The organism is Streptomyces sp. NPDC104309, assembly GCF_055584025.1.
In genome coordinates, this window is record NZ_JBVJMV010000027.1 from 65,419 (window position 1) to 81,050 (window position 15,632).

The window sequence follows — 15,632 nt, forward strand, 5'->3', positions numbered from 1 at the left end:
CGGACCCGGCCACATGACGAAGGAGTGCTTGCCCGTACGTGACCAGTGCGCAAGGCTTATGTGAAACATGGGGCACGGGGAACGCATGAGCGGGGAGGAGCGGGGAAATGGCGCTGGACAGGGGACTTGACTGGCTTCTTGACGATCTCACGAGCAGGGTCGAGCACATACGGCACGCGCTGGTGCTGTCGAACGACGGACTGGTGACCGGAGCGAGCACGGGCCTGGCGCGTGAGGACGCCGAGCATCTCGCCGCGGTGTCGTCCGGCCTGCACAGCCTCGCGCGCGGTTCGGGACGCCACTTCCGGGCCGGGAAGGCCAGACAGACCATGGTGGAATTCGACGAGGCGCTGCTCTTCGTGACAGCCGCGGGCGAGGGCAGCTGCCTGTGCGTGTTGAGCGCGGCCGAGGCCGATGTCGGCCAGGTCGCGTACGAGATGACGTTGCTCGTCAACCGGGTCGGCGAACATCTCGGTGTCGCCGCGAGGCAGGCAGGAAGCGAAGGAACCGACCCTGCCTGACCGGCTGACGGGAGTTGTCCACAGGTCGTGCGGGCGGTATCTCTCCCGAGTTACGGTGCTCACAGAGAGTAACTGAATCTCACGGGGGAGAGCATCGTGATCGATACCGAAATGGTGAGTCCGGAGACCGCGCGCACGATGGCTGTGGGCACCGCGGCTCAGGAGCTTCAGCTGAAGCGCGGTGAGTTCGCCGTCGCGGTCCACGTGGGTCTGGTCCGAGTGCTGGTGCAGCAGGGCGGCGGAAGGCCCAGGGTCCGCCAGGAGGAAGTCGACCGGCTGCGGTCGCAGGACGGGTTCCCGGAGGTCCTGCGGGAGCGGTTGCGTACCGTCGGGACGGCGGAGGGGGCTCAACTGCTGGGGATCAGCCCGGACCGCTTCACCAAACTGGCCCGCGCGGGATGCTTCACGCCGATCACCTTCTATGTCAATCGGTACCGGACGGTGGTCTGGCTCTATCTCGCCCAGGAGCTCGCGGGGTTCGCCGTCCGGGAACCCCGGCTCCTGGTGGGGAAGAGCCCGGGCTGGGTACGCAGTCGGCTGGAGGGAGGTGCCGATTGTCGTGCGCGCGACTGGCGCTCGCGCCGGGTCGAACGGCTGCTGAGCCTCGTGGAGGATCCCTGGGGCCGCGCGGCGGTGCTCGCCGGCACCCCTGGATCCGGTGCAGTTGGCGGAGGTGGTCGACGATCCCTACGAGCGCGCCTACCTCGCGAGGATCCGGCCCGAGCCGGTCTTCGGGCCAACGGGATCGCCTGCGGCACGGGAGGCCCAGGCACGCCTGATGCAGGCCGACGAACCGGACGAGATGCTCTGGCGGCGGGTCGGTCTGATCATGGAGCTGGACCACGCCCGGGAAGCCCGACCGGCACCGCGGCCGGGCGACGGACGCCGCCGCCCCGGCCGTCTGCATGAGCGAGGGCCTGATGGTGTGCACGGATTCGAGAGTGAGTACGGCCTCGGACCAGGCGCCGGCGCCGGAGCCGACTGCGGTCCCGTGGCCGGCTGCGACGCCGAACCTGCCTCGGCCCGTGACCACGCTCCCGCGTCTGAACCCACCTCGCTCACCGAACCTGCCCCGGCGTTCGAGTCCGCACGGGTGGCCGAGCCCGAATCCGTCCCCGATCCCGTGCGCGATTCCGATCCGGTGGACGGGCCGGATTCCGGACCTGTTCCGGCGTCCACAGCGTTGCCGGAACACGCGCTTGGGCTGCTCGCCCGGCTGGGGCTGCGCAGGCACACGCCTCGGCGGCCTCGCCGATAACGACTCGCGCCGGGGGTCCGGCGCCGACATCCTGGCCCTATGCTGATCAGAGAAGCCACCGCCGAGGACTGGCCCGCCATCTGGCCGTTCTTCCATGAAATCGTCGCCGCGGGCGAGACGTTCACCTATCCGCTCGATCTCGCTGAGGACGAGGCCCGCTCCTGGTGGCTCCTCGCATCACCGAACCGTGCGGTGGTCGCGGTCGACGACGACGGGGCGATCCTCGGTACGGCAAAGATGAACAACAACCACATGGGCAATGGTGCGCACATCGCCAGCGCGAGCTACATGGTCGATCCCCGGCGTTCCGGGCAGGGTGTGGGCCGGGCGCTATGCGCCTACACGCTCGACTGGGCCCGCTCGTTGGGGTTTCGAGCGATGCAGTTCAACGCCGTGGTCGAGACGAACACCCACGCCGTACGACTCTACCGGTCGCTCGGCTTCGAAATCCTGGGAACCCTGCCCGAGGGGTTCAACCATCCGACACAGGGGTTCGTCGGACTGCACATCCTGCACCGCACTCTGTGACAACCGACTGGCGGGCCGCTCGGCATCCCGTTGACCACCTGACGGCCAATCGTCCTGACCACCTTTCAGGCCGTCTCTCGCAAGGGGGCCGCTCCGCACTTCGCGCACACCTGCGTGCGCCCGTCCGTCACGCCGTGTCCGTCATGTCCCAACCAGTGGTGATGTGGGCTCAGTTGTGACTTCGGATGCTTCATGGGGCGGGTGCGCGCACCGTCGGCAGGGGCAGTACTGTGCGCCCCACCGCCATTCGGGCGATGAAACATATGCGGAGGAAGAATTTCATGACCATACCCAGGAGATCGTTGCGTGCTGCGGGGACACTCGCGGCCGCTGCGGTGGTCGGCTTGACCGGCGCGGTCCTCTCCGCCGGCCCGGCCGCAGCTCACACACCCACCTGGGCTGTGACCTGTTCCGAGGTGAGCCTCGACCTGACCGCCTACAACAGCAACGTCACCAACCAGGTGACCGTCACTGTCGACGGCAAGGACCTCCTGCCCACCGAGACCTTTGGCAGGGAGTTCCACAAGAAGCTTGAGCTGCCCGAGCACGACAAGGAACTGACGGTTCACCTTGTCGTCAAGGCAGGCGACGGAGACAACTTCTCGCGCGACGAGACCAAGCAGGCGCCGGTGTGCGAGGGCACGACCCCGTCGCCCGAGCCCTCCGAGGCCACCCCGACGCCGGCACCGTCCGAGGGGACCCCGTCGCAGGCGCCCTCCTCGGAGGCACCCGTCGGCAGTGCCACGCCCAGCGAGGCAGCCTCGGAGTCCGCCCCCGCGGCGGCCTCTTCGAGCCCCGGCTCGCCGGACCTGGCCGAGACGGGTTCCTCGTCCGCCACCCCGATCATCGGTGGAGCTGCTGTGGCCGTCCTGCTGGCCGGCGGCGGCATCATGTGGTCCGTGCGCAAGCGTCGTACCGCACAGCACTGACGTAGGCCAACGGTCCTGCCGCAGGACCGCGTCAGCGCCATCGGCCGTGGGTGTGTCGCTTCGTTCGCGGGGCGGCACACCCTTCTGTGTTCGCGTCACACCCGGTCCGCGGGCGGTGGCGGAGTGGAGCCCGGCGGCGTCAAGGGCCCGATCTCGCACCAGATGGCCTTCCCCTCGCCGCGCGGCTCGACGCCCCAACGAGTGGTGATGGCGTCCAGGAGCAGCAGGCCTCGCCCCGATGTCGCAGTCTCGCCCGGACTGCGGCGCCTCGGCCAGACGCTTGAGCGATCCTGAACCGACAGCCGGACCCGGCGGATGGGCTCGGGCAGCACCTCCAGGGTGAGGACCGCGCCGCCCTCCGTGTGCAGAAGCACATTCACCAGCAGCTCCCCGGTCACCAGCTCGGCGTCATCGGCGATTTCAGCCATGTCCCAGTCGGTCAGGGCCTGGCGCACGATCGTACGGGCGTCGGAGAGGCCCTCGGGGTCGGCCTGGTGGATGTACTGGTGCAACCGCGGGGCCCGCGGCGACCCCGGGTCCGGACTGCGACGCAGCACGAGCAGGGCGACATCGTCCCCTGACCCCCAACGCTCCCAGAGCCGGTCCGAGAGATGATCGGCCAGTGCCTGAGCGCCGGCGGGCCCCGCGCCTACCTCATGGATCAGCGTCTGAACACCCGTATCGATACCGGCCCCTGGCTCTTCCACCAGCCCATCGGTGTACAGGACAAGGGTTTCGCCAGGCACCAGGTCGAGACGGGTCTCCGGATACTCCTCGTCCTCGAAATCGGTCGAAATTCCCAGGGGCAGACCGCCTCGCACCTGTGGGCTGCCGACCCGGCCGTCCATGTGCCGGATCAGCGGGCCGAAATGCCCGGCACGGACCACCCGTACGGTCCCCGAAGCGAGATCGACCTGGGCGTATGTGCAGGTCGCGAAGCGCTCCGTGTCCAGTTCGGCGAGGAAGCGCGAGGCCCGGGCGAGAACCGTCGACGGAGGGTGCCCCTCGGCGGCGTACGCGCGCAGGGCGATGCGCAGCTGACCCATGATGGCGGCGGCGTGCGTGTCATGGCCCTGCACGTCTCCGACCACGATCCCGCAGCGGTTCTTGGGAAGTGCGATCACGTCGTACCAGTCACCACCGACCTGGCGTCCGCTCCAGGCCGCGTGATAGCGCACCGCTATCTCGCCGCCCTCGATCTCCTGGATCCGCCGCGGCAGCATCGTCGCCTGGAGACCAGTGGCGAATTCGCGCTCCTCGTCGAAGAGCCTGGCCCGCTGCAGCGACTGCGCGACGATGGCGGCGAGGCCCAGACACAGATTGCGCTCATCGGCGTTGAAGGCCGTGCTGTCGCGGTAGAACAGCGCCAGCGCACCGAGGGATCGGGCCTGGGCGACCAACGGCAGATACGCGGCCGCGCGGAATTTCACGCCGTCCGCGTACCGCGCCAGCACGGGATAGCGATGCGCGAGTCCCGACATCGAGGTCAGGAACCGGGGCCGGCCACTGAGAAGGGCGTCGGCCAGCGGAAACCTCCGGTCCAGCCCCCCCGGATCCGAGCTCGTCGAGCGCCTCCAGAGGATCGCCGCTCAGCGCGATGACGTTCAGCGTGGTGTTCTCGACCAGGCCCAGCGCGAGGCCGTCCGCCCCGAGCCGCGCCAGCCCTCCCGGCCCGGTGAGCGCAGCGGTCACATCGTCCACGGTGACCGCACGCGCCAGAGCGCTCGTCGTTCGTTCCACAATGCTGGTCTGGCGCTGTCGCCGTCTTTCCAGGTCCCGCACGAAGGCCGAATGGGTGACCTCGGCCGTCGCGTCCCTCACCACTCCGATCACCCGCCGTGCCCTGCCGCCGTCGTTGCGCAGGATCCGCGCCTGGATGTGCGTCCACTGGTCCGTGCCGTCGTCCAGCGGTACCCGGATGTGAGCGCTGTACGAATTGCGCCCGCCCTTGATCGCCTCGTCGATCGCCCTGTTGAGCCGGGCGCGTTCGGAACGTTCGAGCCGTTTCACCAGTGCCTCGGGCCGGGAATTGAAGGTCCTGGGGTCCAGACCGAAGACCAGCAGGCCCGCGTCGTCGATGTCGAGCGTGTGGGCGTCCAGGTCCCACTCGAAACTGCCCGTCCGATTCATGGCGAGCCGTTCTGCTGTCGCGGTCTCGCCGTTGTGTCCCCTCTCGCTCGGCGGACGGGACGGGACGGGGGCGCTCGGTTGCCGGTCGTGATCGGTCATTCCTGCTCCGGAGATCGTCCGCCGGGGCTGCCGGGCCGACGTGGCCCGTACGGCTGCCTCAATTGTCGAGCCGGTTCCGGCGAGCTGCCATGCGGACGTGGTGGGAACCGGGGCGGAGCCCGGCACGGACGGCCTTCGTACCCCCGCTGCCCGGTCCCACGACGCGCCCCGCAGAATGACAGCGGAAGATCGTCCGCGAGCGGCGGGCGATACCGCACAGGGGCCGACCGGAGCGCATTCATGAACCACGACCATCCTGTTCTGCTGCGCACCGAGGGACGCATCCGCCACATCACCCTCAACCGCCCGCGCGCCCTCAACGCGCTGGACCACGCCATGGTGCTGCGCATCGACGAAGCACTCGCCGAAGCCGAGGCCGACGACGCCGTCACCGCCGTCCTGATCACCGGGGCCGGCGAGCGGGGCCTCTGCGCCGGTGGCGACATCCGGTCGATCCACGAGGACGCCCGCGCGGGCGGCAGCGCGTCGATGGACTTCTGGCGAGACGAGTACCGGCTCAACGCCCGTATCGCGCGGTTCCCCAAGCTGTACGTCGCGATCATGGACGGCATCGTGATGGGTGGTGGCGTCGGTGTATCGGCCCACGGCGATGTCCGTGTCGTCACCGAACGCTCGCGCATCGCCATGCCCGAGACCGGCATCGGCTTCGTCCCCGACGTGGGTGGGACGCACCTGCTCAGTGCCGCGCCCGGCGAGCTCGGCACCCATCTGGCGCTCACCGCGGACGCGGTCGGCGCGAGTGACGCACTGCTCTGCGGGCTCGCCGACCACTTCGTACCGTCGCCGGCCCTTGCCGGGCTCACCACGGAGCTCGCCGCCTGCGAAACGGCAGCCGAGGTCGAGGAGACCGTCCGGCGCCATGCCGCACCCGCGCCGGACGGCGAACTGGCGACGCACCGGGAGTGGATCGATTCCTGTTATGCGGCCGATTCCGTCGAGGAGATCCTCGACCGGCTCGACCACAGCGGTGTCCCCGCCGCCAAGCAGTCCGCCGAAACGATCCTGGCCAAGTCACCCACCGCGCTCAAGGTGACCCTGGCGGCCCTGCGCAGGGCCCGAGGGCTCGACAGCCTGGAGGCAGTGCTCGACCAGGAATACCGGACGTCGTGCACCGCCTTCACCCGGCCCGACCTGGTGGAAGGTGTACGTGCCCAGATCATCGACAAGGACCGCAGTCCGCGGTGGAGCCCGGCGGACCTGGCCGAGGTCACCGAGGCCGACGTCGCGCGGTTCTTCGCTCCGCTGGGCGACCGTGAACTCGGCCTGAACATCGGCTCCCGGGCGACCGACTGAGCCGGGACGATGCGTGACGTACCGCGACGCATCGCGAGGACCGTGACGGATTGCGGTCCGCAGGGGACCGCGGACCGGCTCAGAGACCGTTCGGGCCGGTGACGGTACGGAACGGCAGACCGAGCAGGTCGGCCGCGGCCCTGAGATCCTTGGCGCGGTGACCGGTGCAGAGAGTCCAGTGATGACCGATGCCGGTCGCGGACCAGGCGTCGGTCCACTCGCCGGGGTCGAAGCCGAAGTCGACACGGGAAGTGGTGTTGCCGATCTCCAGCAGAGGTCCCGGGACGACTTCGCCCTCGGAGGCGATGAACGTGAAGGTGCCGTCGGCGTCCTGACCGATGCCGAACGTGGTGACGGGGCCGTGCTTGACGTCGAACTCGACGCTGACGCCCCACCCGCGCTTGCCGTGGAAGACACCCAGCCCGCGCAGCAGCGGACCCTTGGCGCTGATCGCGAGGTGGGCGGGGCCGTCGTGGCCCATCTCGACGACGCGGTCGCGGAAGTTGAGGGCCTGGAGTTCGGTGAAGGAGCCGCCGGCGCCGAGGGTGTCGGCGATGAGCATGGCGAGGCTGGTGCGCAGCTCGTACTCCCCGGCCATCGGGACGCCCCGGGCCGTCAGCAGCGACGCGCCGAGGATCATGCCCGCGCCGAGCCATTCGTGGATCTCACCCTCCAGCCCGCGATGGTAGTAAGCGAGGCTGTCGAGTCCGAAGTCCTCGACGAGCCGGTCCAGTCCGACCGATACCCGGGCGGCCCACGCGAGATCGTCCTCGTCGACGGAGTCGTCGAGGGTGAAGACCGTACGCGCCAGCGCGACGCGCTCGACTGCCTCCTCGTCCGTCACGTCGGCGACCCGGACCCGCAGGTCGTCGAATTCGAGCACTTCGACATGTCCGCCGAACTGGGCCGAGACCAGAGTCATATCAGTGGAGACATCGAGCATCCCGGGATAGAGATGGCCCATCAGCCCGTGCCGGCCGTGCCGCATCGCGCCCCGCACGTGCGCGGCGGAGATCCAGCGGCGGATGCGGCTCCAGGCGTTCTCGTCGCGCAGATATCCGGATACGGAACGGAAGGGAATGCCGCTGCGCCGGAACACATTGGCGATCTCCGGCAGCGGGCACTGTCCGCAGTAGGCCAGCCACCTGCCCGTGTCGGTGTCGGCATGGTCCATCGCTTCGGTCGGCTGGAGGTCGATGACCAGTACCGGAGTGTGGGTGCGCTGGGCGATGGGCAGGAGCATCGAGGCCGTGAGGTACGTCGTCAGGAACGTTACGACGATGTCGCAGTCGGCTCCGCGGAGCCGTTCAGCCGCCGTGGCGGCCTCCGGCGGGTCGGAGATGAAGCCGGCATCGATGACCTCGCAGCCCAGCTCCTCGAAGCGCCCGGTCACGAAGCGCGCGGATTCCCGCAACCGGTCCAGGAGACCGGGGAACTGCGGCCAGTACGCACCGAGTCCACCGGATACCAGACCGACTCGGGTACGACGTCGCGCTGTGCGGGCGAGCGCGCCGCCGAGTTCGGCGGAAGAGACATCAGTCATGAGCTTCCTTCCTTCGTCGTCCATCGAGGCCCCCGGTGTCCCCAAAGAGGGCCGGGCTCGCTGTCCGGGTGTCCAGGACTCGGACGGGTGCCAGCCTTGCCGCAGCCCGGTCCCAGACCCGCTGATCTCCCTGGGGGGTGTAATGGCGCAATTGCTGGGTCCGCGCGACGAGTCGTCGCATCTCCATGAGGTCGCCCACCAGGCCATGGGCGCGCGCCTGCAGCAGGATGTTGCCGAGCGCCGTCGCCTCGGCGGGGCCGGCCGTGACGGGGAGCCCGGTGGCATCCGCGGTCCACTGACACAACAGCGCGTTGCGCGAACCCCCGCCGACGAGATGGATCCGGGTCAGGTCCCGCCCCGCCAGCTCGGCAGCCTGCCGCAGCGTCCTGCGATGAGCCAGCGCCAGGCTCTCCAGCACACATCGCACATACCCACCAGGACTGTCGGGCGGCACCTGCCCGCTCCGCACGAGGTGGGTGTCGATCCGCGACGGCATGTCACCCGGGGCAAGGAACATCTCGTCGTCGGGGTCGACCACCGCGGCGAACGGCCTGGCACGGGCCGCTTCTGCGAGCAGTTCCGGCAGGCCTGGAACCGTTCCCTGCCTGCCCCAGGCGCGGCGGCACTCCTCAAGCAGCCACAGGCCCATGATGTTGCGGAGGTGACGGATGGTGCCGTTCACCCCGCGCTCATTGGTGAAGTTCGCCGCCCGGGACTCCTCCGTCAGAACTGGAGCTGACAGCTCCAGGCCGGCCAACGACCACGTACCGCAGGACACATAGGCGAATCCTGGCTCGGTCGCGGGCACCGAGGCGACCGCCGACGCGGTGTCGTGCGAGGCGACGGTCGTCACCGGCGTTCCGGCGGGAAGACCGGTGTACTCGGCGACGTGCGGCAGCAGTGTCCCGGCCGGGTCACCCGGCTCACGCAACGCCGGAAACCAGGAGCGCTCCAGGCCCAGCCGGCCGATCAGCGCATCGGACCAGGTCCCGGCGGACGCGTCCAACAGACCGGTCGTCGAGGCGTTGGTGATCTCCGCGCCCAGCGTGCCGGTCAGCCAGTGCACCATGAGGTCGGGGATCAACAGCATCGTGCGTGCCGTACCCCACTGGGCACTCGCACGATGCGCCGCGAGCTGGAACACCGTGTTGAACGGCAGATGCTGCAACCCGCTGACGGCATACAGCTCCTGCGCCCCGCATGCGGCCAGTACCTGCCCGGCGGCCTTGCCGTTACGGCTGTCGCGGTAGTGGAACGGCAACCCGAGAAGCGCTCCGTCGGCGTCGAGAAGGCCGTAGTCGACCGCCCAGGTATCGATGCCGATCGAGGCGAGCGGTCCGCCACGCGCCGCCGTCCGCAGGCCGTCCAGCATCCCCTGGTACAGGGCGAGCACGTCCCACCGCAGCCCGTCCGGCAGCCGGACCGGGGCATTGGGGAAGCGGTGCGCCTCGGTCAGCACGAGCTCGTCGGGCCCGGCCCGGCCGGCGATCACCCGGCCGCTGGTGGCACCGAGGTCCACGGCCGCGAAGACCGCGTGGCTTCGTGACGTCACAGGCATGGAACTCTCATCCGGTTCGTCGTAGCGGGAGAGGTCATCGAAGGAAGGCCGCCGCCACACCGGCGTCCACGGGGATGTGGAGGCCGGTCGTGTGCGTGAGGTGCCCACCGGTCAGCGCGAAGACGGCGTTCGCGACGTGCTCCGGGAGCACCTCGCGCTTGAGGATGGTTCGCTGGGCGTAGAACTCGCCGAGCTTCTCCTCCTCGATGCCGTACGTGGCCGCACGCTGGGCGCCCCAGCTGCCCGCGAAGATTCCGGATCCGCGCACCACCCCGTCGGGATTGACGCCGTTCACCCGGATCCCGTACTCGCCCAACTCGGCAGCCAACAGCCTTACCTGGTGGGCCTGATCGGCTTTGGTCGCCGAGTAGGCGATGTTGTTCGGGCCAGCGAACACCGCGTTCTTCGACGTGATGTAGACGATGTCGCCGCCGAGGCTCTGATCCCGCATCACCCGCGCGGCCTCACGCGAGACGAGGAACGATCCGCGCGCCATGACGGCGTGCTGAAGATCCCAGTCCCGGGCCGTGGTTTCGAGCAGCGGCTTCGCGATCGAGATACCGGCGTTGTTGACGACCAGATCCACACCGCCGAAGGCCAGCACCGCGCTCTTGAACGCAGCGGTGATCTGCTCCTCGCTCGTCACGTCGACGGTCACCGCCACGGCTCTGTCCGGCCCGCCGAGCTCCTGCGCCACCGAGGCGGCGCTCCGTGTGTCGACGTCGGCGACGACGACACACGCCCCCTCCGCAGCCAGCCGGTGCGCGACGGCCTTGCCGATGCCGGACCCCGCCCCCGTGACCAGCGCCACCCGGGTGGCCAGCGGCTTGGCCACGGGCATCCGGCGCAGCTTGGCCTCCTCCAGTTCCCAGTACTCGATCCGGAACTTCTCGGACTCCTCGATCGGCGCGTACGTCGACACGGCCTCGGCGCCACGCATCACGTTGATGGCATTGAGATAGAACTCCCCGGCGACCCGGGCGGTCTGCTTGTCCTTGCCGAAGGAGAACATGCCGACCCCGGGCACCAGAACGATCGCCGGGTCCGCGCCGCGCATAGCGGGGGAGGCGGGAGCGGCATGACGCTCGTAGTACGCGCGATAGGCCTCCCGGTACTTGCCGTGCAGTTCCTTCAGACGCGCCGCCACCTCGGCCGGCGGGGCGTCCGTGGGCAGGTCGAGGACGAGTGGGCTGACCTTCGTCCGAAGGAAATGATCCGGGCACGAAGTGCCGAGCGCGGCGAGCCGTGGGTGTTCGGTACGGGACAGGAAGTCCAGGACGGGCTCGGCGTCGGTGAAGTGGCCCACCTGCGGACGGTCGGTGGAGGCCAGACAGCGGATCAGCGGTGCGAGCGCCGCGGCGCGCTCTCGGCGCTGATCCGCGGCGAGGGGCTCCCGGCCCGCCCACACGGGTCCGAACGGCTCCGCCCGGCCATGCTCCTGAAGGAATGTCTCGGCTGTGCGGATCATCCAGAGAGCGTTGCGCTCACACTCGTCCGAGGTCTCGCCCCAGGCTGTGATGCCATGACCACCGAGGATCACACCGACGGCCCGCGAGTTGGCCGCCCTGACCGCCGCGATGTCCAGGCCGAGCTGGAAACCGGGTCTGCGCCAGCCCACCCAGGCCACCTTGTCACCGAAACACTCCACCGTGAGCTTCTCGCCGTCGGCCGAACACGCCAGCGCGATCCCGGAGTCCGGGTGCAGATGATCGACGTGCGCGGCCTCGACCAGCGCGTGCATCGCCGTGTCGATGGAGGGTGCGGCACCGCCGTTGCCGTGCAGGCAGTAGTCGAACGCGGACACCATCTCGTCCTCGCGCTCCACCCCCGCATACACGGCCTTGAGCGCGCGGACCCGGTCCAGGCGCAGCACGGCGAGACCTGCCCCGGTGAGCGTGCCGAGATCGCCTCCGGACCCCTTCACCCACAGCAGCTCGGTCTCGCCGCCGGTGACAGGGTCGGTGCCGGTGGCCTTGACGGAGGTGTTGCCCCCCGCGTAGTTGGTGTTGCGGGCGTCGGAGCCCAGCCGATGGGCGCGCTTCAGGAGGGCGGCGACTTCGGGGTGCGTCGCGGGCGTCATGGGATTCCTTCGTGGTCGCGGTCGAGCGGAACCGTGCGGACGGGTGTACAGGTGTACGGGGGAGAGCGGCCGGGCTCAGGCGCCCCAGCCGGCCTGCACGCCACCGACCCGTGCGGTGGCGATGCGCTCCTGATTGCCGGAGGCGAGATAGGCGGAGAACGGATCCCCGGCCAGGCCGAGCTCCTCACGCACCTCGGCGAGCAACGGGCGGACGTCGGTGTTGTACGCGTCCATCAGGACGCCGTTCGCGGCCAGGACATCGCCGGACCGCTGAGCGGTGCTCAGTATGTCCATGTCGATGAGCAAGGCCTTGGCGGTCGCTTCCTGCACATTGGCGACCGACCGGATCACGGCAGGGATCTTCGCCTCGATGTTGTGGCACTGGTCGAGCATGAAGTTGACGTTCGTCTCGGACCTCATGCCGCCGTTCTTGACCACCTCGTGCATGATCCGGAACAACTGGAACGGATCGGCGGCGCCGACCATCAGATCGTCGTCGGCGTAGAACCGTGAGTTGAAGTCGAAGGCGCCGAGTCTCCCCGCACGCAGCAGGAACGCCACGATGAACTCGATGTTGGTGCCCGGTGCGTGATGTCCGGTGTCCACGACCACGTGAGCCTTGGGGCCGAGGTTCAGACAGTGCGCGTACGCGGTGCCCCAGTCCGGCACGTCCGTCGTGTAGAACGCGGGCTCGAACAGCTTGTACTCCAGCAGCATCCGCTGGTCGTCGGCCAGTCGCCCGTACACCTCGGCCAATGCCTCGGCGAGCCGGTCCTGACGGGCCACGATGTCATCCTGCCCGGGATAGTTCGTGCCGTCGGAGAACCAGAGCTTGAGATCGGGGGAACCTGTCTCGTCCATGATGTCGACGCATTCGAGCAGATGGTCCGTGGCCTTGCGGCGCACCTTCCGGTCGGGATGGGTGACCGAACCCAGCTTGTAGTCGTCGTCCTGGAAGACGTTGGAATTGATCGCGCCGATCCGCAGCCCGAGATCGGCGGCGTGTCGGGTGAGTGCGGAGTAGTTCTCGACCTTGTCCCACGGGATGTGCAACGACACCTTCGGCGCCACGCCCGTGAACGCGTTCACCTGTGCCGCGTCCTCCAGCTTCTCGAACGGGTCACGAGGGACTCCTGGCTGTGCGAACACCTTGAACCGCGTTCCGGAGTTTCCGTATCCCCACGATGGCGTCTCGATCACCTGGGACTTCAGGGCTGCCTTGACGGCCGACACATCAGACATGAACACCTCGCAAGCGGAGTCATCCAGCGACCGTGGTGGTTCGGACGACGTGTGAATCGTTTCATTATGAATGTAAGCTAGGTTTGCGGCCGGCTTCCAGTCAAGCCTCAGGTGAACAGTCGGTTGAGTCCCCGCCTGCTTCTTCGCCGAATTGAATCAATTCACCACGCGGTTGGCAGATCCGGCAGGGAACCGGCCGCGTGGCGGGTTCCGTCCGGGCCGATCGGCATCGATCGCGCTCGGACGGTTCAGAGGGTGTTGGGCTCGCCGACTCGTTTCAAGGCATGGTGGCGCATCGGTGAGACGAGGTGAAGAGCGAGGGCGCGACGACGTCAGGACCGGCAGCCCATGGAGCGTCGGCTGCCGACCGCCTGCCGTTTTCGGGCCGCCGTCTTCTTGTCCGCAGACCGCCGGGTGGGGCCGGCCTACCCGGGCCGCACGGCGCCGGAGTGCGTCGCGACGGCGACGATGTTCAGCGGCTTTGTTCGACGGGTGCGTTCAGTGACCGCTGCCGGACATGCTCGGTTGAAGCGAGCGCACCAGATCGAAGAACCGGGATTCGTTGCCGCAGAGCCCCGCACGCTCCAGCGCCCCGTCGGCCTCCGCGATCGGCGAGGCGAGCAACGGCATGTACACGGGACCTTCGTCAGGCTCCGCGAGCGCCGCCCGAGTGGCCTGCAGCAGTCGGACATACGCCTGGGCTGCGGCGAGTTCGTCATTGCGCATGTCAGCATCTCCCGGTCAGAGGTGTCGGAACCACCAGCATCCTCCATGGGTCTGACAATGGCGGCCCACGAGGCGCGGGGCTGTCCGCCAGTCGCCGTCCGGCGGTTTGACGCCGGCTGGTGGCTCGGACCTGTCCGGCCGATCATGTGACTGCCGCGGGCTCATGTTGTTGATGTGAACATGGGGCGTGGTGATCCGAGGGATGCCGAGTGGGAACGGCTGCGGCTGCTTCTGCCGGTGAGCAACAGGCGTTGTGGCAGGTGGCGGAACCACCGGCAGGTGATCGACGGGATCCTGCACGAGGTGCGGGCCGGCGTGCAGTGGCGTGACCTGCCCGAACGGCTCGGGCCGTGGAAAACGGTCTGCCAACGCCATCGGCTGTGGTCGTCCGACGGAACCTGGGAGCGTCTGCTCCAGCAGGTCCAGGCCACGGCACCGCAACCGCAGCAGACCTCACCATCTGTCTCCGCACATGACTTCAATGCGACCCCGCAGTAGAGCGCCTGGGCGCGGCCGTCACCACGAATGTCCGGACAGCTCCTAACCGTCGTTCGGCGGCCTGGCACCGGTCGGTGGCTCGACCTCCAGGAACCTTCTGCGGCGTGGCCCGCGGTACAGCAGCACTGTCCAGCCCAACTCCCGCAGCACAGCCGCGCACCGGGCCAACTCGTCCTCCTCCGTGTGGGCGGCTCCACTGCCGGGCGGGCCGAGCCACTCGACCCTTACGCTGCTCGGCGACTCGCCCCGCTCAAGGCGATAGCCCGTCGCGATCCGCAGGCCTGAGTCGTCAACGGCCGATGCGGCCAGGCCCGATGCCTCCAGGGTCAGGGCGATGGCCCGTATCGGCCGGAGGGTCTCCCATCGCGCGGGCACGCTCTCCGGGCTGCCGAGGCCGGAGTTCGTCAGCCGTCGGATCTGCAGCATTCCCTCGAACGCCGTACGGACCGAAGCGGCCCGCCTCTCGTCCGGCAGCGGGGCCGTCGGCCCGTCCCCGGTGGCCGGTTCGAAACCGGCCTCGTTCTCGCTGTCCATCAGAGCCCCTCCGCCCGTGCCTTGCTGCTGCCAGTGTGCGTCGCCCCACTGACATTGATAGTGGTGAGCGGGTTCCGGCGGTCGTGGCTCAGCCACTGACTGACACCGCCCCATACCGCATCGCCCTCGTCCGCATGTCCAGCGACGACAGGACCCGCGCATACGTGGCACGACAGACCGCCGCCGGCCGGACGAAGAAAGAGATCAACCGGCTCCTCGAACGAGCCGTCGCCCGCGAGATGTTCCGCCGTCTCACCACCACAGTCACCCCCTGCCACCGCCGACCTACGACCCCGGCGACAGGCCAAGAACATCATCCTCACCGCCGTCGCCCAGCACTTCAACGTCTGGCCCACCATCCTCTCCAGACTCGAACGAGGACACGCGCGCTCATCCACCAGGGGTTACGGGACTGCCCTTAGAAGGATGTAACACCCACCATTATCGCGCGCACGGACTCTGGACCGGCTCGGGCCCTCTGATCCCGGTGTCCGCGCTCCGCCGCCAGTGCTGTGGCCGGAAGGGTTCACCGGCTCGCGACGCCCGGCACGGCGCCTCGCCGCGTCGTCGCATCACCCGCGTACGTCCGACACCAGGCCGTGTCCGGTAAATTTCGCCTGGCGCGCTGTCCGGCACGTGCACTCGCCGCGCTGTCGGAGCCATCCGAGCGCG

The 15,632-nt window shown here is 68.9% G+C and carries 11 protein-coding genes and 3 pseudogenes; 7 read left to right on the plus strand and 7 right to left on the minus strand.

Annotation, left to right across the window (positions count from 1 at the left end; translation table 11 throughout):
* Window positions 1-107: 107 nt before the first annotated feature.
* From ACZ68L_RS31360 to ACZ68L_RS31380, 5 genes and pseudogenes are all read left to right on the plus strand, one after another.
* The gene (locus tag ACZ68L_RS31360; RefSeq protein ID WP_361454985.1) at window positions 108-521 is read left to right on the plus strand and encodes a roadblock/LC7 domain-containing protein; all 414 of its coding nucleotides are present in this window, start codon (window positions 108-110) and stop codon (window positions 519-521) included.
* 138 nt (window positions 522-659) lie between these two features.
* A pseudogene (locus ACZ68L_RS31365) lies at window positions 660-1,103 on the plus strand (DUF6397 family protein); the annotation flags it as partial.
* Window positions 1,104-1,179: 76 nt separating this feature from the next.
* Window positions 1,180-1,779 carry a DUF6397 family protein gene (locus tag ACZ68L_RS31370; protein WP_469583507.1) on the plus strand — a complete coding sequence of 200 codons (600 nt, stop codon included), beginning with the start codon at window positions 1,180-1,182 and terminating at the stop codon, window positions 1,777-1,779.
* Window positions 1,780-1,818: 39 nt separating this feature from the next.
* On the plus strand, window positions 1,819-2,307 hold the full coding sequence (locus ACZ68L_RS31375; RefSeq protein ID WP_469583510.1) for a GNAT family N-acetyltransferase: 489 nt from the start codon (window positions 1,819-1,821) through the stop codon (window positions 2,305-2,307).
* Window positions 2,308-2,588: 281 nt separating this feature from the next.
* Window positions 2,589-3,236, plus strand: coding sequence for an LAETG motif-containing sortase-dependent surface protein (locus ACZ68L_RS31380; RefSeq protein ID WP_469583513.1), 648 nt, complete (start codon window positions 2,589-2,591; stop codon window positions 3,234-3,236).
* 95 nt (window positions 3,237-3,331) lie between these two features.
* Here ACZ68L_RS31380 and ACZ68L_RS31385 read toward each other — a convergent pair.
* Window positions 3,332-5,465: pseudogene (locus ACZ68L_RS31385) on the minus strand (SpoIIE family protein phosphatase).
* 240 nt (window positions 5,466-5,705) lie between these two features.
* Here ACZ68L_RS31385 and ACZ68L_RS31390 point away from each other — a divergent pair.
* Entirely contained in the window at window positions 5,706-6,779 is a 1,074-nt protein-coding gene (locus tag ACZ68L_RS31390; RefSeq protein ID WP_469583516.1) for an enoyl-CoA hydratase/isomerase family protein, read from the plus strand.
* A gap of 79 nt (window positions 6,780-6,858) precedes the next feature.
* Here the strand turns inward: ACZ68L_RS31390 and ACZ68L_RS31395 are convergent, their stop codons facing one another.
* The 5 genes from ACZ68L_RS31395 to ACZ68L_RS31415 all read right to left on the minus strand — a co-directional run bounded on the left by ACZ68L_RS31395 (window position 6,859) and on the right by ACZ68L_RS31415 (window position 13,928).
* Window positions 6,859-8,322: an arabinose isomerase gene (locus ACZ68L_RS31395; RefSeq protein ID WP_469583518.1), complete on the minus strand. Its 1,464-nt coding sequence runs from the start codon at window positions 8,320-8,322 to the stop codon at window positions 6,859-6,861.
* The gene (locus tag ACZ68L_RS31400) at window positions 8,315-9,880 is read right to left on the minus strand and encodes a rhamnulokinase (RefSeq protein WP_469583520.1); all 1,566 of its coding nucleotides are present in this window, start codon (window positions 9,878-9,880) and stop codon (window positions 8,315-8,317) included. Before ACZ68L_RS31400 ends, ACZ68L_RS31395 begins: the two co-directional genes overlap by 8 nt.
* Window positions 9,881-9,914: 34 nt before the next feature.
* On the minus strand, window positions 9,915-11,960 hold the full coding sequence (locus ACZ68L_RS31405; RefSeq protein WP_469583524.1) for a bifunctional aldolase/short-chain dehydrogenase: 2,046 nt from the start codon (window positions 11,958-11,960) through the stop codon (window positions 9,915-9,917).
* A 75-nt stretch (window positions 11,961-12,035) separates the two neighbouring features.
* Window positions 12,036-13,202 (minus strand): L-rhamnose isomerase, encoded by a 1,167-nt coding sequence (gene rhaI, locus ACZ68L_RS31410; RefSeq protein WP_469583527.1) that lies wholly within the window; start codon window positions 13,200-13,202, stop codon window positions 12,036-12,038.
* A gap of 498 nt (window positions 13,203-13,700) precedes the next feature.
* Window positions 13,701-13,928 carry a hypothetical protein gene (locus tag ACZ68L_RS31415; protein ID WP_469583529.1) on the minus strand — a complete coding sequence of 76 codons (228 nt, stop codon included), beginning with the start codon at window positions 13,926-13,928 and terminating at the stop codon, window positions 13,701-13,703.
* A gap of 180 nt (window positions 13,929-14,108) precedes the next feature.
* On the opposite strand from ACZ68L_RS31415, the pseudogene ACZ68L_RS31420 reads away from it, so the two are divergent.
* Window positions 14,109-14,354: pseudogene (locus ACZ68L_RS31420) on the plus strand (transposase); the annotation flags it as partial.
* A gap of 114 nt (window positions 14,355-14,468) precedes the next feature.
* Here the strand turns inward: ACZ68L_RS31420 and ACZ68L_RS31425 are convergent.
* Window positions 14,469-14,960 (minus strand): hypothetical protein, encoded by a 492-nt coding sequence (locus tag ACZ68L_RS31425; protein ID WP_469583531.1) that lies wholly within the window; start codon window positions 14,958-14,960, stop codon window positions 14,469-14,471.
* Window positions 14,961-15,632: the final 672 nt, after the last annotated feature.